This window comes from Bacillus sp. NMCN1, from assembly GCF_002998085.1.
Taxonomy (GTDB): Bacteria; Bacillota; Bacilli; order Bacillales; family Bacillaceae; genus Bacillus.
The window spans coordinates 149,465-167,924 of sequence record NZ_PVQL01000001.1 but is presented as its reverse complement, the minus strand read 5'-3'; the positions used below and the strand labels follow the sequence as shown (position 1 = coordinate 167,924).

At 41.7% G+C, this 18,460-nt stretch carries 17 protein-coding genes; 9 read left to right on the top strand and 8 right to left on the bottom strand.

What is annotated here, in order from left to right:
- The first annotated feature begins 87 nt into the window (after positions 1-87).
- The 7 genes from C6W21_RS00935 (at position 88) to C6W21_RS00905 (ending at position 2,337) form a co-directional block, all read left to right on the top strand.
- The gene (locus tag C6W21_RS00935) at positions 88-249 is read left to right on the top strand and encodes an aspartyl-phosphate phosphatase Spo0E family protein (RefSeq protein ID WP_012009503.1); all 162 of its coding nucleotides are present in this window, start codon (positions 88-90) and stop codon (positions 247-249) included.
- Between the two features lie 127 nt (positions 250-376).
- Positions 377-598, top strand: coding sequence for a spore germination protein (locus tag C6W21_RS00930; protein ID WP_003211745.1), 222 nt, complete (start codon positions 377-379; stop codon positions 596-598).
- 14 nt (positions 599-612) lie between these two features.
- Positions 613-846 carry a spore germination protein GerPB gene (locus C6W21_RS00925; RefSeq protein WP_003210877.1) on the top strand — a complete coding sequence of 78 codons (234 nt, stop codon included), beginning with the start codon at positions 613-615 and terminating at the stop codon, positions 844-846.
- Positions 847-877: 31 nt separating this feature from the next.
- Complete coding sequence (locus tag C6W21_RS00920) at positions 878-1,492, top strand: spore germination protein GerPC (protein WP_106048955.1); 615 nt, start codon at positions 878-880, stop codon at positions 1,490-1,492.
- On the top strand, positions 1,489-1,665 hold the full coding sequence (locus C6W21_RS00915; protein WP_106048954.1) for a spore gernimation protein GerPD: 177 nt from the start codon (positions 1,489-1,491) through the stop codon (positions 1,663-1,665). Before C6W21_RS00920 ends, C6W21_RS00915 begins: the two co-directional genes overlap by 4 nt.
- Positions 1,665-2,096: a spore germination protein GerPE gene (locus C6W21_RS00910; protein WP_106055878.1), complete on the top strand. Its 432-nt coding sequence runs from the start codon at positions 1,665-1,667 to the stop codon at positions 2,094-2,096. Before C6W21_RS00915 ends, C6W21_RS00910 begins: the two co-directional genes overlap by 1 nt.
- 22 nt (positions 2,097-2,118) lie before the next feature.
- Positions 2,119-2,337 (top strand): spore germination protein, encoded by a 219-nt coding sequence (locus C6W21_RS00905; RefSeq protein WP_003211468.1) that lies wholly within the window; start codon positions 2,119-2,121, stop codon positions 2,335-2,337.
- 46 nt (positions 2,338-2,383) lie between these two features.
- Here the strand turns inward: C6W21_RS00905 and C6W21_RS00900 are convergent, their stop codons facing one another.
- The 5 genes from C6W21_RS00900 to addB are packed head-to-tail and all read right to left on the bottom strand — an operon-like array spanning position 2,384 to position 14,485.
- On the bottom strand, positions 2,384-2,683 hold the full coding sequence (locus C6W21_RS00900; protein WP_106055877.1) for a hypothetical protein: 300 nt from the start codon (positions 2,681-2,683) through the stop codon (positions 2,384-2,386).
- Between the two features lie 19 nt (positions 2,684-2,702).
- A complete protein-coding gene (locus C6W21_RS00895; RefSeq protein WP_106048952.1) occupies positions 2,703-6,095 on the bottom strand; it encodes an AAA family ATPase in 3,393 nt (1,130 codons plus the stop codon).
- Positions 6,092-7,267 (bottom strand): exonuclease subunit SbcD, encoded by a 1,176-nt coding sequence (gene sbcD / locus C6W21_RS00890; RefSeq protein ID WP_106055876.1) that lies wholly within the window; start codon positions 7,265-7,267, stop codon positions 6,092-6,094. The genes C6W21_RS00895 and sbcD overlap by 4 nt, the downstream gene beginning before the upstream one ends.
- A gap of 26 nt (positions 7,268-7,293) precedes the next feature.
- On the bottom strand, positions 7,294-10,998 hold the full coding sequence (gene addA / locus C6W21_RS00885) for a helicase-exonuclease AddAB subunit AddA (RefSeq protein WP_106048950.1): 3,705 nt from the start codon (positions 10,996-10,998) through the stop codon (positions 7,294-7,296).
- The gene (gene addB, locus C6W21_RS00880; protein WP_106048949.1) at positions 10,976-14,485 is read right to left on the bottom strand and encodes a helicase-exonuclease AddAB subunit AddB; all 3,510 of its coding nucleotides are present in this window, start codon (positions 14,483-14,485) and stop codon (positions 10,976-10,978) included. Before addB ends, addA begins: the two co-directional genes overlap by 23 nt.
- Positions 14,486-14,652: 167 nt before the next feature.
- On the opposite strand from addB, the gene C6W21_RS00875 reads away from it, so the two are divergent.
- Positions 14,653-15,099 carry a ferritin-like domain-containing protein gene (locus C6W21_RS00875; RefSeq protein ID WP_106048948.1) on the top strand — a complete coding sequence of 149 codons (447 nt, stop codon included), beginning with the start codon at positions 14,653-14,655 and terminating at the stop codon, positions 15,097-15,099.
- A gap of 197 nt (positions 15,100-15,296) precedes the next feature.
- Here the strand turns inward: C6W21_RS00875 and C6W21_RS00870 are convergent, their stop codons facing one another.
- From C6W21_RS00870 to C6W21_RS00860, 3 genes are read right to left on the bottom strand one after another with little or no spacing between them, the layout of a single operon-like run.
- The gene (locus C6W21_RS00870; RefSeq protein WP_106048947.1) at positions 15,297-15,707 is read right to left on the bottom strand and encodes a DoxX family protein; all 411 of its coding nucleotides are present in this window, start codon (positions 15,705-15,707) and stop codon (positions 15,297-15,299) included.
- 57 nt (positions 15,708-15,764) lie between these two features.
- Positions 15,765-16,604 (bottom strand): M56 family metallopeptidase, encoded by an 840-nt coding sequence (locus tag C6W21_RS00865; RefSeq protein WP_106048946.1) that lies wholly within the window; start codon positions 16,602-16,604, stop codon positions 15,765-15,767.
- Positions 16,597-17,019, bottom strand: coding sequence for a BlaI/MecI/CopY family transcriptional regulator (locus tag C6W21_RS00860; RefSeq protein WP_024425495.1), 423 nt, complete (start codon positions 17,017-17,019; stop codon positions 16,597-16,599). Before C6W21_RS00860 ends, C6W21_RS00865 begins: the two co-directional genes overlap by 8 nt.
- A gap of 266 nt (positions 17,020-17,285) precedes the next feature.
- Here C6W21_RS00860 and C6W21_RS00855 point away from each other — a divergent pair, with 266 nt between their 5' ends.
- Complete coding sequence (locus C6W21_RS00855) at positions 17,286-18,431, top strand: AbrB family transcriptional regulator (RefSeq protein ID WP_106048945.1); 1,146 nt, start codon at positions 17,286-17,288, stop codon at positions 18,429-18,431.
- Positions 18,432-18,460 lie beyond the last annotated feature (29 nt).

Genomic DNA, 18,460 nt, shown 5'->3' with positions numbered 1-18,460 from the left:
TTGACGAAACAGCTTTTTTTATAGAAAAATAGGGTATACTAACCATATCCTTCTATTATATAAAAAATGTGAGAGTTGGCGTCCGTTATGATCAATTATGAAATTGAACAAAAAAGATTACATTTAATTGAGACCGCAAAAAAATTCGGGATGAATGCCGAAGAAACCATCAGGTGCAGTCAAGAGCTTGATACACTCTTAAATAAAGGCATCAAATACACCTCGAATGAATGCTCTAAAAAAGGGTAAACCATATACCTAATTCCTCTCATCAAAAGCTTTCAAAAAGACAATCACACATTAAAAGACCCATCATAAGCTATGGTGAAACGCCCAAAAACAAAGTGCCTTATTTTTATAAAGGATGTGCACCGCTATGCCGGCTATTGTTGGAGCCTTTAAAGTAAATGCCGTCGGAACGAGCGGAGTCGTTCATGTTGGAGACTGCATCACCATTTCTCCAAATAGTCAGGTTAAAACGTTTGCTGGTGCAGGCAGTTTTAACACTGGTGATCAATTGCGCATTAGCAACTATAAAAGTGTGACAAATACGTACGACAGTGATGTCATTGATCAACCGCTTGTTGGTAACTTGTAAGGAGTGAGAATCCATTGAACTTCTATATTAATCAAGCGATACAAATTAATTATTTGCGTGTAGAGTCTGTTAGTAACTCCTCTGTACTGCAAATTGGGAGCGCTGGTTCAATTAAAGCTCTTTCCAACCTGTATAACACGGGCAGCTACGTAGAAGCAGCACCTGCCGCAGCAGGCACACAAGGAATTGAAGAATCCCAAGGCGCAAGCACAGCACCTTTTGTACCGCTTCAGTCACCAACAACTTAAGTTCATCTGCAATCCCCGGAGGTGTATGTCAATGTACGATTATCAAAGCAACGCTTCACAGGTGTACGGCATCATTCAAAAGCAAACACAACAAATCATGATGCTTGAAAAAAGGCTTAACGAGCTTCAGCAGGAAATGCAAATGATCAAAGATAAACCGACAACGACGATTGAACGGATTGATTATCAATTTGATCAACTGAAAATCGAGCGGCTTGAAGGCACGCTGAACATCGGCCTCAATCCATCTGATCCAAACAGTGTTCAAAACTTTGAAGTGGGCCAAACAACAACCCCGGGTATTGGAATGATGCAGCAAGAAATGGCTGATCAATTTTTCAATCAAACACGCCAGCTTGTCGACGCATTCTTAAATGAAGAAGCGCCAGAACTTCTTGAAGAGCTGGAGCAGCGATATGAAGGGTCTCTTGATGAAAGCAACAAGCACCACATCATTGAGGACATTCGCAAGCAAATTGACAGCAGAATCAAATACTATGCAGGACAGCTCCCGCACCAGGAAGATATGACCCCGCTGCAGCGTTCAGAGCAAATTGCTGAATATGTGAAGCATGATGTCAAACGAGCGATTGAGCACTTCTTAGCCCATATTCCAAATGAAACGAAAGGAGAGGAAAACGGATGAATTTCACAGTCGTCAACCGAAACATCGAGACCGGAAGCATTAAAGTAGTTGGGGTTTCGTCCTCTTCCCTATTTATCATCGGGGACACAGATCATGTACAATTATCCTCCATTTTTGATACACCGCCAGAATCTCTTATCATTGGCCCGTTTGTTCCTCTGGCACCTGGATAATGATAAAGCGCACATCTCAAGTGAAGTTCACGAAGGTGAATTCTGTCGGGATTTCAAGTGTTGTTCAAATTGGTGATACGCAGGAGCTATGCCCGAAGGTCAAGGTGTTAGCTGTTCAACGAACCGTTAGTTTGTTTTATGGCAATGAAGCAGAAAACTTAAATGCGAAGGAATTTGAAGTGTATTATGAGCCTATTCCATTGATGCTGCCGGAACGATCCGTCAGAACAGCATTTTACCATGAAAAGCCTGTGATTAAAGTGTCTTCAATACATGTAGAAGGGGTGTCTTCCTCCTCTGTGTTTCAAATTGGCTCTACGTGTGGAATGAATGGCGTTGCAAGAGTGAAGCATATTCGAGAGTTATTTAGCAACGACGAAAGTCCGCCAAACTCACAAATGGACCTACCTACGCATATGATGGTGATATGACTTCGAATAAAGGATGTCGATTATGCCAGCAATTGTCGGGCCCATTTACATTAACTCTATTTCTGGAGGCGTCGTAAACGTCGGTGACTCATTCTACCTGTCGCCTAAAAGTTCGTCAAAATCTGCTTTAGGCTCTGGAGCGGGAAATACCGGAGATTTCTTGATATTAAATAATGGCATTAGCGCCACCAACTATGTGGATCCTGACTTAAATGATCAGAATATGGTAGGCAATGCATAAAGCAGCTCCTCTACAGTCATTTCATTTAGAGGAGCGCTTTTTATGCTTATTTTTTTCTGCGTTGTCTCGATTTTTTTGTTTTAACCAGTTTGCTTGCCGGCTGTTTCCGAATCCATTTGATGTACGAAGCAAGCTTTTCATCCTGCCTTAGTGCATCAAGTGTGTTCAAGCGTGCGGCAAGCTCCTGGTTTGTAAAGAGGGCATGCACTTGTTTATGGCAGGGGATACACAGGAAGGCAGTCGGTAAAAAAACCCCACCTTCTTCTCTTGGTGTTAAGTGGTGTTCTGTGAGCAGGACATTTTGTCTTCCGCACAGCTCACATAATCCAATGGTTTGCTTTGCCACCCTGTCATCACCTCAACATTTACATTAACTCCATTGAGACCGTTGTCCCTTTCCCGCTTGGATCTGCTGGATGGACAATCAGTTTCTTCGGCAGTCTCATTTTCAATTCTTCCACGTGGCTGATAACACCAACTGCTAAATTGTGAGACTGCAGCTTCTCTAATGCGGTAATGACCGTATCGAGCAAGTCTTGATCGAGCGTTCCAAATCCTTCATCAAGGAAAAAGAATTGCAGCGGGAATTCACCTCTCAGCTGAATTTGTGCAGAAAGAGCAAGGGCAAGCGCCAGCGATGTCAAGAAGGTTTCCCCGCCGGACAAGCTGGACACAGGACGCCTGACACCGCCATTTGCATCATCACGCATAACAAAGCCGCCTTCTGAGTCGACCTCAATCGCATATCTTTGTCTCGTCAACATACCTAAGCGGGCGGATGCATCACGACTGACACTTTCAAGCTGTTCCTCTGCTAAAAATTCAACAAACGTATTCCCTTTAAAAACGGTTTGTAGTTTATCGAGGCGATCAATTTCTTGCTGCAGTGCTTCCAAGCGTTCGTGAATACTTGCAAAGCGCTGATGATTTTCTTCAATCACACGCAGGTGTTCATGTGCGGACCCACTCATTGCTGTCGCTTCTTCCAATGCTTTTTCAGCTGCATCTTTTCTGTGCTGAATGTCAGTCCACTGCTTTTCATCCAGTGACTCTTCTTTCAGTAATTCAGAAATTCGCTTTAAGTTTGCGGCACATTGCTTTCTTTTATCCTCAAATTCCTCAATTTCCTGTTTGACCGATTGACGTACTGTCTGTTCCATTGAAGCAGACTCAATTTCCTGCGGCATATGAAAAGGAGAGGATTCTGTTTCTTTTTCCCATGCTGCTTCTGCTTCTTGTTTTCGCCGGTTCGCTTCTTGAAGCTGACGCTCACTGCTTGAAAAATGGCTTTGCGCCTCACTAAACAACTGCTGCACGTGCTGCAGCTGCTTGTACGATTGCTGTTCTTTTTCATTAAGAAGAGAAAGGGCGTGTTCAACCTCAATCAGTTCATCAGAAATAGAGGCAGCTTTTAATGGGTATCGGCCTAAATCTGTTTCATATTGATGGATAAGCTGCTGCTGACTTTCTAACTGATGCGCTAGTTTATCAAGTTCTTTTTCGACATTGTATATCGCTGTCTGTAACTGCTCCTTTGCTAGCTGTTTTTCATCCAAAAACGAAATACTTTTCTCAATACGTTCTTTATAGCCTTCCGCTTGTTGATCCTTTTCATCGATTTGCTTTTGCAGCTCTTGTACTTGGTTCAATGTAAAATGCGGGAAGGCTTGTTCAAATTGAGTCGTTTGCTCTGAAAGCTCAGATTGAAGCTCTTTGATCAGCACCTCTAATTCTTCGATGCGCTGCTGTTCAAAAGCCATTTGCTCTTTCACCTTGCTCATCTCTGCTGCTTGAGTTTGCGTTTCATCCATTAAACGAGCTCGTTTACGTTCAACTTCTTGAATATCCTGCTTTATGCCTTTCCATTCTTGCATCAGAACCTGCAAAGGCGGATTTTGTACGGTTTCTACTGCTGCAGCTACTTCCGTCCCCGGGGCTTTCTGAGATAAGAAAGCGAATTGTTTCACTAATTGATTGGCATTCGTTTCGAGGAGCTGCTTTGCGGCATACATGTCTCTCGCATACTCCTCTGCCTGCTTGAGCTCTTTGTCCATCCGTTGAATGACTTCATCGACTTGTGCCACGGTTTCTTCATGGTCATTGGATTCCAAAGCCTTTGGATCATGATGAATTGATCCACAAACCGGACATGGCTCACCATCTACTAGCTCTGCCGCTAATTCTTTTCTTAATTCAGCCGCCCTTACCGCATCACGCTGTTTTAATCTTTCAAGCTTCTGATGTTGTTCTTTTTTACTCCATTCTGTCAGAGCTCGTTCGAGTTCACATACATAAAAATAGAGGTGTTCAATTGCTTGAAACGATTGGTCTATTTTTTCATGATGGTCGTTTTGCTGTTTTTGAAGCTTTTCATATGCTTCTGAAGTCTGTGAGGCTCGCTTTTTGAGCTCCTCAAGCTTTTTCTTTTCTTTTTGAATGCTGAGGTTTATTCTTTCAACATTTTCACTTAAACGTAAAGCATCCTGTACACTTTTCCGTTCTTTTATTGAAACATGTAACTGCTCCAGCTCATGCTTCAGCTGTGTTTGTTTCGCTAGTGCACGCTCTAATAAAGATTGAAGATTGTCCGCTTCTTTTTTCTTTTGTATGAATTGCTGCGTTCTTTCATTTTTTTGCTGTTCTATTCCTGCTTTCCCCTGAAGAGCTGCCTCTTTTTTTCGTTCAATTTCCTTTAGATGAATCAGCTGCTCTTTCTTTTGGAGAAGTTCTGGCTCAGTCTCTTTTTTCTTTTGCCGGGCTTGCTCATACTCCTGCGTCATTTGATCATAGATCGTTCGTTGATGCAGCAGCTGCTTTTCTGCTTCCCGCTTCTCCTTTGATGCTTGAGAAAGCTGTTTTTCAGCCTTTGTTAATGCATCCGCATAGGGCTTTAGTGTCTCTGCCTGCTCTGCGATATTGAGCTTAGCCTTTTTCTCTTCCATTGATGGTAACATTAGATTCAGTTTGTTTTGTTCAGTCTCATAAGCATCTTGTTCCTTTTGATATTGCCAGATCGCTTGCGCATTTGTAAAAGCAGTAAACGCTTCGTCCCGAGCTTGTTTTTTCTCATGAAAAATGGCTTTTGCCTGCTCAGCCGCTTCCTTTGCTTTTGCCAGCGCCTCTGGGCCGGCTTCTCCTAAACCATTCAATTCAGCCAGCAGTTCGTTTTTTTGCCCATATTGATTCTGAGCCTTCGCACGCAAACGCTTGACGAGCTGATCCCCATACTTTTCCAAGTTAAACAACCGCTGAAGCATTTGACGCCTGTCTGTCCCTTTTAGGGAGAGAAATTCTGCAAATTTCCCTTGAGGTAAGACAACCGCTCGCGTAAAATCATCAATGGTTAATCCGAGTAATTCTTCTACTTTACGATTGACCTCACTCGCTTTATCTGCGAGAACTGTCTGCGTGTCACCGATTTCAATCAAGCGGCACAATGTCGTTCTGACTTTCATTTCATCAGCTCGTTTGAAGGCACGCTCAACTTTATAAGAAATATGGTGTTCCTTTTGTAAAGCAAATGTAAAGGAAACCGACAGCTTTTCTTCCGCTTGGTTCAAAATACCATGTGTATTATTTAACGCACGTTCCACTTTCCCGTAGAGTGCCAAGGTCATGGCGTCTAATATGGACGACTTTCCACTTCCTGTCGGTCCAAATATGCCAAACACACCTGCATCACATAATGAGCTAAAGTCAATTGTTTGTTCTTCTCTGAAGCTATGAAGTCCTTTAATGGTCAGCGTAATCGGCTTCAAGTCGCTTCCTCCTCTTGCATTTCATTGGCTAGCTCTAAAAACAGTTTGACGGTTTTTTCATCAGGCAGACCGCCGCCTGTCTGGCGCTCATAAAACTTCACGAACCGCTCTTCGATCGAGAGCTTTTCCACTTGCTTTTGCTCTTCTATTTGCTGTAGTTCTTTGAACTTTGGTCGAATGTGAACAAACCCACTATGCTGCTTTCGAAGCTGATGAATCTCTTCAATAGAGAGCTGGTCTGTTAAATGAATCTCTAAATCAATCCACGCCTGAAGATCACGTTTTTCATCCAGCCACTCATGCACTTGACTCAGTCCCTCCGTCGCCTTCCATTTCACAAGTGGTTTTCCGCTTGATAGAAACACTTCTTTCCAGCTTGCTTTTTCATTAGGTTTTGCCTCTACAATTGTGACTGATTTGGCATAGCCTGATTCAGAAAAACTATAAGCAAGAGGTGATCCAGAATACCGGGCAATCGTTTTGGCACGTTTGATCGTTTGCGGGCGGTGCAAATGACCAAGGGCAACATAGCAAGCGGATTCTGGCAGACTTTCAGCCGCAACGGTATAGGCGCCGCCTACTTCAATCGGTCTTTCTGAGTCTGTTTGACTTCCTCCTGCCACATAAATATGGCTTGTTGCAATGTTGACCGTATCCGTTTGAAATTGAGTACTTAAATGTTGAAATGCTTGCTGAATTTTTAAATTGTAATGATCACGAAGCAATTTTTCTTCAAATGTTTCAGCTAGCACCTCATTTAGTCTCGCCTCAGACGGATAAGCGAGTGCTGCAATGGATAAACGTTCACTCGCAGAAGGAACATCGACACGGATGATGTCATTTGTCGGATATCCAATTAAATGAATCCCTTGATCATTTGTTAAAGGAGATGCGGCTGATAAGCGATCCGGATTATCGTGGTTGCCTGAGATGACCACTACCTGCCGTTTTCCTTTATCAGATAAGGCAGATAGACTTTCATAAAAAAGCTGCTCTGCTCTAGCAGGCGGATTCACTGTATCAAAGGCATCACCGGCCATCACAATAACATCAATGTGTTCGTCTTTTACGATTTGATACAGTTCATCTAAAAACTGTGCTTGCTCATCAAGCCGGCTTCGACCTTCAAGGGTTTTCCCTAAATGCCAATCCGCTGTATGCAGAATCTTCATGTGATTCACCTCTCATTCCGATACATTTATAAAGAGATTTCTAAATTCCCATCGAAGAAATAGAGAATTTTCTCCTCTAATGTTCTGTTTGTCAAACGCTCTACAGCTTTTGCATATAACGCTATTTGAGTTTCATAACGCTTTTTCAAGATAGGTTCAGCAGCGTCAAGTCCACCTGTATATCTGCCTTGCACTCTATCTGTTTTATAATCTAGTAAATATAGCTTTCCATCTGTTTCAAATAAACAGTCAATCATTCCTTGAATCAGAACAGGCTCTCCCTCAGTATCAATATGACTGTATACCTCTTTAACAGGTAACACCATGCTAAATGATACCTCTCGTTTCACCCAGTCCGCTTTTAGCAGTTTTTGACCAATTGAAGTAGAGAAGAAAGCAGCAATTCCTTCTTGATCAATTGACTGGACTTGCTCACCTGTTAGCAAATCTCGCTGCTGTAAGGATTCGAGCAGGTGCCCTATACGTGATTCATCATAGGGTTCCTCAGAAGGAAGCGGGATATGCTGCATGACTGTATGCATTGCGGTGCCTTGTTCTGCGGCAGTGAGTGCTTTTTTCTTCATGAAAGCCGGCCGGTCATACAATGTTGCACGAGCTTTTCGAATAGAAGAAGGAACACTGTACTCATCCTGTATTTCTTTCATCCTTTTTATCTCGGAAACAGACTGCTTTGTGCCGACTTGCGAGGCCGCTAGATATGGATATTTCCATGAGAGTCTCTCTGCCACCTTCTCATCAGCATCACCATAGCCTTCAACAGCCAGACCATCCATCAATGCTTGTACTACCTCGTCTTGCTGCTTCTTTTCAAGTGACATATCTTCCTTTAAAAGATCAGAAGCTTGCGTAAATGAGATAGTGAATGTGGACGGATGCGAAAGAACAACATCGCCTGTTTCTTCTAAAATAGATGACATCGCTTGATGACGGATGAGGGCAGGACCAATAAAATCTAAGTATGTTTTCGATTGATAACGTTCAAAATCAGGGAGCAGCCACTCTTCTCCAGTCACGGCATTTTGCCATTTGCTTAATGCTTTCACCTGATTTTTGACAGAGCCGACCAGAAATAATTTTTCCTTAGCCCTTGTGAGCGCCACATATAGGACCCTCAGCTCTTCAGATAATAACTCTTTTCTCATCTTTTTTTTCATCGCCACAAGCGGTAATGTCGCATAACTAATTCTCAGCTCAGGATGGATATACTTGCTTCCAAAGCCTAGCTCTTTATCAAGTAAGTAGGACTGATTTAAGTCCATCATATTAAAGTTTCTGCCGAGTCCTGCGGTAAAGACGACTGGAAATTCTAATCCTTTACTGCTGTGGATCGTCATCATGCGAACAACGTCCTCTGTTTCACTGAACGTTTTTGCCGCACCAAGATCATCTCCACGCTCCTGCATTCTTTCAATAAAACGAAGGAATCGAAACAGCCCTCTAAAGGCAGCTTTTTCATATTGCTTGGCTCGATCATAAAGAGCACGAAGATTCGCCTGCCGCTGCTTACCTCCAGGCATCCCGCCAACATAATCTAGATACTGCGTATCTCGGTAGACTTCCCAAATTAATTCTGCCACCGAATGATTGATGGAGAAATCACGCCACTTACGCAGCAATTGGAAAAATCGCTCTAGTTTTTTGCATGTAGGGTGATCAGAATGCGTCACGCTCATGAATGCCTTTACAGCATCATAATAAGTGCCTTTTTTATCACTCGTTCGAATAAGTGCCATTTCATTTTCGTCTAAATGAACAATAGGTGATCTTAAAACAGCTGCAAGCGGAATATCCTGATACGGATTATCGATGACTTTTAACAAAGAAAGAATGACAGACACCTCTGTTGCTTCAAAATAACCAGAGGAAAGATTCGCATATACAGGGATTCCCTGCTTCTTTAATTCCTCCATCATTTGCGGAGCCCACGGCATAGACCGAAGCAAAATGACAATGTCCCGATATTGTAAGTTACGGGTCATTTGCTGTTTTGCATCGTACACTTGAAATGGCTGCTCCACCAATTCTCTTATTTTTTTAGCAATGATTCTCGCTTCAAGTTGTACGGTCTCTAGTTCTTCTCGCTCTTCGTCGCTTTCTGCTTCCTGTTGATCTAAATGAACAAGGAGCATTTCTGTCGTTGTATCTTTGCTTTCTGGATAACTCGCTCCAAGCTTTAATTCAGCTTGCTCATCATATTCAATTTCTCCAACTGTTTCACCCATCAGCTGCTTGAACAAAAAGTTCGTACTGTCTAACACATCTGAACGGCTTCGGAAGTTTTTATTTAAATCAATTCTCTTCCCTGTTTCTTTGCCGTCTGGTTGAAAGTGTTTATATTTGTTTAAAAAGAGCATGGGCTCAGCCAGTCTAAAACGATAAATGGACTGCTTTACATCACCAACCATAAACAGATTGCCCTCCTCAGAATGTTCCCCTTTAGACACAAGCTTTAAAATCGTTTCTTGTACAAGGTTTGTATCCTGGTATTCATCAACGAGCACTTCTTCAAACTGCTGTTGATAGTACTTAGCAGCTTCTGTTTCGATCAAATGTCCTTCTGCATCCTGCTCCGCTAAAATGCGTAAGCAATAGTGCTCTAAATCCGAAAAGTCGACGATTGACTTTTCCTGCTTCGCTCTTTCGAAACGCTCTCCAAATTGGATCACAAGCTCTACAAGCGTCTCCACAACTGGCTTCATTTCAGCTAAGCTTTTTAAATGCTGGGCAGGACTGCGCATAAAGTATTCATCTTTTAGCTTTTCTAGTTGTTTTTTTGCTTGATTACGTGCATCTGTGGCCTTTTCTAACAAAACAGGGTCATATTCGTCCCCTTTGCACGTTTTGAGCCTTTTAAAATTGACGTTCGGCAAAAGCTCGTAAAGCTTCGCAAAATCATCTTGATGACGGATTAATTCATTGACTTGCTCTAAATCATCTATAAAATTCTCTGCTCTCGGAGCTGGGCCGCCCGGCTCTTTTGAGAGCGAAAGAGCTCGTTCAAGCAGCTCCTGGCAGCTCCGCAGAACGAGAGAAAGATCTTCTTTGATATATGGGTAAAATGGTAATTCTTCTACTTTTGTTTGAGCATCTACATCATAAAGAGAAAGGAATGCCCGCATCCATTGCTCCGGAGAAGGGTGAGATCTGGAAAACTCATAAATTCTCTTCACGAGCCATTGCAAATCTAAGTCATGGCGGTCTGAAGTGTAACGATCAACCAGTTCAAAGAATGATGGCTTTCCAGCCTTATATTCATCCTCAAACAATTCATCTAACACTTCATCTCCTAATAATTCTCCTTCTGTTTGATCGGCCAAACGAAAGCCTGGATCAAGATCAATTTCATAGTAAAAGGTGCGCAGAACCTGCAAGCAAAAGGAGTGCAAGGTAGAAATATTGGCACGATTCATGAGTGACAGCTGCCTTCTCATATGAAGTGATCCAGGATTTTTGGCTAATTCTTTTTCAAGTGCTTCAGTGATCCGATGCTTCATCTCTGCCGCAGAGGCATTTGTAAAAGTCACAACGAGCAGACGATCCACATCAACTGGATGTTCAGGCCGGATCATTTTTCGAATCAGCCGTTCCACCAAAACAGCTGTTTTACCTGACCCTGCCGCCGCCGCAACAAGGATATCTTGTCCTTCTGAAACGATGGCTTCCCATTGGTCATCCGTCCACGTACTGTTATTCGGTTTTGGTATTTGCATACTGATCCCCTTCTTTTTTGATCCGGTCTATCACAACATCATCTTTCTCAGAGGTAAGCACCCTAAAATCATTATCTTCTATCGATTCATCGAATTGGCATATAGACTTGAATGAACAAAAGCGGCAAGGTGTTTGATCCTTTAATTTATACGGATTAATTGCGACCTCTCCATTTGTAATTCTTTCGCCTGCCTCTTCAAACGTGCGCCGAACGTGTTGTGTGAGTATATGGAAATGCTCTTCACTTAAAACTGCAGAATCAGAACGGAAAGACCCATCTTTTTTCAAGCCGGCTTGAATGACTTGTGATTTACCTGAATCAAGCGTTTGATCCATTAGCTTTACTGCTTCTACATCTTCAAGCAATAAACCCTTCATTTTAAATTTCTTGAATATTTCCTGCTCAATTTCATCCTCTGCAAGCGGAATAGGTGCTTGAATGAGAGGATCATGGATATGGAAATATAAAATGCCAGCGGGCGTCGCTTCAACCCCGAGCCACTCTTTCGAATACGTAATGGTCAGGTCTAAGTAAGTGAGCATTTGCAAGGCCAGCCCATAGTATACTTCTGCTAGGTCAAGACCTTTCTCACTGGATTTGTAGTCGACTATTCTCAAGAGCAGCCCTTTTGAACCTTCTGCTTTATCTACCCGGTCAATTCTTCCGACAAGCTCCATCGTGCAGCCATTCTTTAATTGAAAAGTAAACGGCGGCAATGGCCCTTGCCCCCCAAAACCTAACTCAAGCCCTACTGGAGAAAATCCACTCACTTTGGCATGTTCACTTAATATAGAAGAGACTCGAATTAAGATTTTCTGGAGCTTTTCTTTAATATAAGCATGCCGATTAGAGCTTAATAGAATTTCCTTTTGAAGACGCGGAGCAAGCTGTTCGATTGCATGTCTTGAATAGGTGACACAATCTTCTTTCGTTAGGTTTTTCCAATCCTTTTTTTGTTCAACTAGCGTATCTGAAATATGCTTCAAAGCCGAGTGAAACAACTGACCGATATCGGGTGCTTCCAATTTATAAAATTGTCGATCCTTTAGTTTTAACCCATGGGAAGCAAAGTGAGAAAATGCACACGCATTGAATTTCTCCATTCTTGAAACACTGCCCTGAATATGATCACCGTAAAGCTCTTTTGTGACATTAGGCTTTAATGGCTTCGCTCGATTTGTAAAAAACAAACTTGACATGATGTTTTTTGATACATCCCGATTAGGAGAAGTCATTAAGTAATTATAGACACCCCACCATACACCACTAATGGGATATTGATTAAGCCATTGCTGCAGCTGTGAGACGGTATACGATAACGAAACATGCTCATTCGCTACAAATTTTAATTGCTCCTCGTCATCCAGCTGTTCTGGATCTAACACATAAAGAGCCTGCTGATAATTTGGCATAAGCTCTTGGCAATACTTGATGAGTGTCGAAGGCAAAAGAGAACGTCCTTCTGCATCAGAAGCCGAATAGGATAGATACAAATGACGGGATGGACTCGATAACGCTTGGTAAATTAAAAATTGCTCATCTAGCAGCCGTTCCTTTCCTGTCTCTGCCAGCTCTGCTCCTGCTCGTTTTAACCATTCACGGTCATCCTCAGACAATACACTCTCATCAGAGGGGCGTGCAGGAATAACGCCATCATTTACACCAATGATAAACGTACACTTCACTTGATACATTCTCGATAAATCCATACTTCCAATAAATACTTGGTCGAGTGAAGGCGGAATCAAAGCAAATTTTAAAGAAGCTAATCCTGTATCCATCATCTGTTGAAATAAAGGAAATGAGAGCTCTTCTTCACCTAGCATTTCAACAAATTCATCCATTAATTGAATAACCGCATCCCATACTTGCCCGTGCTGCATTGCTTCAGCTAATCTACCTGCTTCTTCAGCCTCAAGCCTCGCTTTTTCAAGCTTATCTGGTACTTGTATCTCTTCTAAAAAGACATAGACAGCCTCTACCATGTCTCTTACCTTTTGCGCTTTTTTGAGCCTTTTTTGCAACTGGTCAAGCGGGGGCACGATCCATTCTTTAACGTCATTTAGCATTTGCTCCATTTCAATTTCTTGATCTGTTTGTCCAAAATCCTCATCTAATGATTGAAAGCGCCTGTAATGAAACCGGGAACCGTTTGTCCAGCGTTCTCCTTTTACACCATAAGCAATACAATAGTTTTCGAGCTGATCTGCCTGCTCTCTCGCTTTGTTCTTAGCGAGTTCAAGCGGAAATAAGAACTCTGTTTTCACGCAGCGAAATACCGCTTCATACCGCCAGTTTCCTTTTATGACATCCAAGCTCGAACGAATCAATTCAATGAGCGGATGATACTGCATCGATTCATTTCCATCAATAAAAAAAGGTATATCGTAATCTCGAAAAACCTCTTTTAACGTATCGTTATAGTCGTCTACATGCCGTGCAACAATCGAGATATCTCTCAGTCTGAATCCTTTTTCTCTTACTAAATCAAGGATATCTCTCGCTACTCCCTCAACTTCAGCTCGTTTATTTGCACTTTTAGACACTGTGAGATGAGGGGTGTTTTCCTGATATGGCTGCACTGGCCGCTGCTCATATTGGTGTTCTAAATAAGCAAGATCAGGTGTATAAAGGTGCCGTTTATTTCTTTCCAAAACGTTCTCGGAAATGTCAGCTCCGCACTCTCTAGCAAGCTGATAGAGCTGGAAATACGTTTTACCTGTCATACGGAATAAATCAAGCTCATTTGGCTGCCTATCATGATAGGAGCGATCCACTGTGAAAGCAGCAGTTATTTTTGCTGCATGCAGCAGGAGCTGTTCAATGACAAGAAGCTGCTGCGGTGTAAATTGATAAAAACCATCTATATAAATGTGTGCTCCCTTTATTTCTTCAGATGAAGGGATTTGCTGCGTGAGAAGTGTCAAATAGTCTTCTGAGTGCACATATTCATCTTGTAAATGCTGCTCCATCTGCTGATAAAGAACATGCAGATCATGCAATTTTTCGGCTGCCCGTCTTTCTTCTGTATACTCTGAATGCATGCTGGACGCTGAAATTTTCTCAATATCCTCCGGCAGCATACAGTATCTTTTAAATTCAGCCATCGTCTTTTCTATTTGCTCCACAAACCCTGGCTTATCACTCGCCTTTTTAAATACCTTAAACTTGTCTTTCTGCTCTTCAATCACTTTTCTTAAAAGCATTTGAATTCCTGTGCTTGTCACAAATTGCCTGTTCGCTCCGCCAGTCTGCTGTAAAATAGACCAAGCAAGACGAGTGAAACTAAATACTTTGGCTCTGATCATTCCGCCAGCTTCAGACGTTTTTGCAAGCTCATATTCCATTAAAAATGTCATTTGATCCGGGACTAAAAAAATGATTGGCGGACCCAACGGATCAAGCCGAAGCTGTTCTTTGATTTCCTCTAAGATTGCAGTCGTTTTTCCACTCCCCGACCTGCCTGCTAAAAACTGAATCTCCACGTTCCACAACACCTTTCTTATGTACTCATATTCTAGCGAAAATAAAGGTAAATAGCTATTTTCCTATCACGTTCCCATTCTCCTATCTGATTGACATAACATAGGCACCTTTCCTCACTCTTTTCATATCATAAACCATCATGAACAAAAAGGAGGCTGGCAATATCATGTATTACGGTTACTATGACTACTCGCCATATGACATGCGCCAAAACACAAGGATCATTTCAGACCTTGAGAAGGCGATCAATGGTGAATATTCTGCGATCCAATGCTACGAAAAACTTGCCCAAAAAGCAAAAAATCCTGAGGCGAAAAAGGTCATTCAAGAAATACGCCAGGATGAAGTCAGACACTATCAACTATTTTCAAAGCTATATTATTCTTTAACAGGTAAAAACCACAAACCAAGCGTAACAGAACCTTGTCCAGAACAATTCAGAGAAGGACTTATGTTTGCCTTTAAAGATGAACAAAAAACGGTCGATTTTTACTTAAGCGTATCAGACTATGTACGGGATCAAGGAACAAAAGAGCTAATGAAACGTATCGCTCAAGATGAACAGCAGCATGCTGTATGGTTTTTATACCTTTTAACGCACCATATGTCTTAGATAGTCCTATTTTAATAGGAGATCGTATGTTCCGTCAAAAAATGAAATCGATTTTTCGTTCATTCAATATGGTAAAGAAAGTGCTAAATGTAGCAAATACTCACATCTCTTCCACATTTTCAAACGAGAAAATGAGAATTTGACCATTAAAAAAACTCCTCTGCCATTAATAGCAAAAGGAGTTTTTTCATGATCTTTTAATGAAATTTTGCTTCATTGCTTTGCTGCTGATGCTTGAGTACCCCATCAATTGACAGCAGCTTACTGCCGCTAAGAGTTAAATAAAGCGCCATGACGAGCAGGGAAAGTTCAAATTCATAACCGCCAACAAATCCTCTAGAAAAACCAACAGTGATAATCGCTACAGCCATAATTGGTACAAATAATGCTGCGAAAATACGTGTCCCTAGACCTAAAATCAAGGCGATACCACCGACCAGCTCAATTGTCTTGACAATATAGGCCATAAATTCAGGTATACCGATTTGTCCAAAGAATGCTGCTGTGTCTCCCAGCCCTCCTTGATATGCCTGAAGCCCATGTAAAAAGAAAATAATACCTAAAATAACGCGTACAAAAAGTGTTCCTATTTCTTGATTCGTTTTCATATAGTGATTTCCTCCTGTTTTTACACTACATAATGTAATGTTAATAAGTAAAAAAAATTAATAATCGAGGTTAAGCATAATCATTAAGACCACCATCAGAATGGCTGATGTGACAATTGGAATAATTGGTACATTAAAAGGAATATTGTATGTTGGATTTAAGATTTTTTGTATTCTTAAATTCAATGCCCGATCTCCAAAGGACACCGCAAACTTTGTTTGTTTTTGAAACTGGGTTCTCGATTTAATCAGTTTCAAAAGGGCCTGCCCTACTCCAAGCTCAGTACCTGTCTGCCGAATGGCATAGTCATCTGCAATCACTTCACGAAAAACAGAGTAGCTTTGTCTCATATGCTTTAACACTGGAATGTACCAAATGACTTTTGTGAGCATTGAGAACATGAAAGCTTTTAAGGGATCATAGCTGTATTTGTGATGCAATTCATGATGAACCACAGCGTCACTCTCCTCTTCATCCAGCATATCCATGAGAGCTGTTGATAAATAAACCTTTGGGTGAAGCATCCCCATTGCAAAGGCAAGCGGTTCTTGACAGTGAAACACAATGATGTCGTTTTGATATTTCTCTGACAGAGATTCGGTTGACTGTTGTTCGACTGCCAACATCATATGTCGTTTGAATTGAATGTACTTTCTGATTTGCTTTGCCATATAGAAAATCGCAAAACCCAATGTGTAGAGGACTAAGGCATCCAGAAAGTATTTTAAAGGAGTGAATCCATAGAATTCGAGCACAGACTGGCATACATGGATCAGGTTATATGCTTGATTCCAGCCAAAAAAGCTTGAAAGCACGTAATACCCCATCTGATAAAAAATGGCTAAACCAATCAATATACCGCCTAAAAACAGCAGACTCGACTTCATTTTATTCATTTTGCTGCTCCTCTTTTTTAGATGCTAGCCTTGCTTCTAGTACTTTGAGTAATTCAGGATCAGCACTTTCAATCGCATCCACCATATGATTCACTGCCAGTGGACCGAAATCGTCCATCAATCCTTGTGTAATCCATTTTGTTTGCTCATTTAGAAATTCTTCTTTTGTTAAAATGGGATTATAAATAGATGAGCGCCCTTTTGTTTTTTTCTCCACAATTCCTTTTTCGGTTAAGCGGTTCAGCACAGTCATCACCGTGTTGAAATTAATCGGTTTTTCATCTGACAGCTTCTGCTGCACCTCTTTAATCGGCATATCCTCACCTTGATAAAGGATCTCCATAATTCTTCCCTCTAAAGGACCAAAAAAACGATTCAATCCCTTTTCATTATATTTAAAAGAAGGAATTTTCATGTTATCACCCCACACTAAGCATTGTAGTGTAATTGAAAATGATAGTCAACTGATAAGATAAATAGGGGAAAATCGTTGTATATCGACTTTGATTTTGGTAAAAATTACATATTTCATTATAAAAATTTACTAACCATTTAGTGATAAGATAAACTTATGAAAATGGTGAAAAAATTCGTATTTTATTTATAGAGACTTTTGTATTATAGTGAAGATAACAACATTTCACTTACTGAACAAACATATAGGAAGAAGGTTTACATGTGATGAAACAAGGAAACAGCCTTCGAACCGATCTCATTCTGATTGCGATAAGCGGTTTAGGTGGATTTCTTTTGTCTTTAACAGGAATGTCTATTGGCTGGATGGTGGGTACATTAATCACCGCAGCTTTTATTGCTATGCGCCGCCCCACCCTGTTTCAGCGTAAAGGAACTAGCACCTTACGTATTCACAGCAGATGGCTGCTCCTTGGTCAATTCATTCTCGGAATCGAACTCGGACAGAAAATGAACATGAAAGTTCTTCACATTTTCGCTGAAAATTGGCTCCCTGTGAGTTTCATGCTCGTCTTTTCTATTCTACTGGCGATGCTCTCAGGCTTTGTCTTATGGAAGCTGAGCAAAACAGATATGCTGACAAGCTTTGTCGGAACTGCCCCCGGCGGATTATCCGCTATGCCGGGGATTGCCCAAGAGGTGGGAGCAAATACAGCTGTTGTGAGTCTCGTGCAAACGATACGTGTATTAATGGTTGTACTCACTATCCCATTTACAGTGTTTTATTTAAATACAAAAAACCAAGCGGATACGGCTGTAGCTACGCAAGGGAGCGCCTTTTCTTCGGGCGTTTTCACCCTGTCAAATATCTCTTGGACCGCTGCGCTCATTTTAGGGGCGTGGCTCATGTCACGCCTAGCGGTTCGGCTTCATTTTCCTGCCCCTTGGCTGATCGGCAGCATGCTAGGCGTCGCAGCTCTTCAAGTTGGTGCGGGCGCATTCATAGGTCATGATTTAATTCCTTATTGGCCGGCACAAGCGAACATTGCGTCTCAAGTATTTCTAGGTGCAACCATCGGTTCAAAAATGAATAAACAGATGTTTGTCGGGCTAAAAAACACTCTCATTGTGGCTGTCGTCAGCTCAGCCGGGCTAATTGCTGCGACTGTTCTCAGTTCAATTGCCATTGCAGAAATCACAGGTATTTCTGTCATTACAGCCATTCTTGCCTTTTCGCCTGGCGGTATTGCAGAAATGGCGACAACAGCAGTCACACTTCATGAGGATTCCACCTTTGTTGTCGCTGTACAAGTCGTCAGAATTATTCTCGTCATTGCAATGCTGCCACCGTTTTTCCGGTTCTTACATCATGTCTGGGCAAAAAGGCAGCCGGATTATAAAGCTGCGAAATAAAAAAGAGACGCTTTGCATATGCAGAGCGC

Coding starts and splice junctions, on each gene's coding strand:
- C6W21_RS00905 (WP_003211468.1), top strand. CDS start 2,119: ATGCCAGCAATTGTCGGGCCCATTTACATTAACTCTATTTCTGGAGGC.
- C6W21_RS00875 (WP_106048948.1), top strand. CDS start 14,653: ATGTATTACGGTTACTATGACTACTCGCCATATGACATGCGCCAAAAC.
- sbcD (WP_106055876.1), bottom strand. CDS start 7,267: ATGAAGATTCTGCATACAGCGGATTGGCATTTAGGGAAAACCCTTGAA.
- C6W21_RS00870 (WP_106048947.1), bottom strand. CDS start 15,707: ATGAAAACGAATCAAGAAATAGGAACACTTTTTGTACGCGTTATTTTA.
- C6W21_RS00855 (WP_106048945.1), top strand. CDS start 17,286: ATGAAACAAGGAAACAGCCTTCGAACCGATCTCATTCTGATTGCGATA.
- C6W21_RS00935 (WP_012009503.1), top strand. CDS start 88: ATGATCAATTATGAAATTGAACAAAAAAGATTACATTTAATTGAGACC.
- C6W21_RS00930 (WP_003211745.1), top strand. CDS start 377: ATGCCGGCTATTGTTGGAGCCTTTAAAGTAAATGCCGTCGGAACGAGC.
- C6W21_RS00920 (WP_106048955.1), top strand. CDS start 878: ATGTACGATTATCAAAGCAACGCTTCACAGGTGTACGGCATCATTCAA.
- C6W21_RS00860 (WP_024425495.1), bottom strand. CDS start 17,019: ATGAAAATTCCTTCTTTTAAATATAATGAAAAGGGATTGAATCGTTTT.
- C6W21_RS00910 (WP_106055878.1), top strand. CDS start 1,665: ATGATAAAGCGCACATCTCAAGTGAAGTTCACGAAGGTGAATTCTGTC.
- C6W21_RS00865 (WP_106048946.1), bottom strand. CDS start 16,604: ATGAATAAAATGAAGTCGAGTCTGCTGTTTTTAGGCGGTATATTGATT.
- C6W21_RS00915 (WP_106048954.1), top strand. CDS start 1,489: ATGAATTTCACAGTCGTCAACCGAAACATCGAGACCGGAAGCATTAAA.
- addA (WP_106048950.1), bottom strand. CDS start 10,998: ATGCAAATACCAAAACCGAATAACAGTACGTGGACGGATGACCAATGG.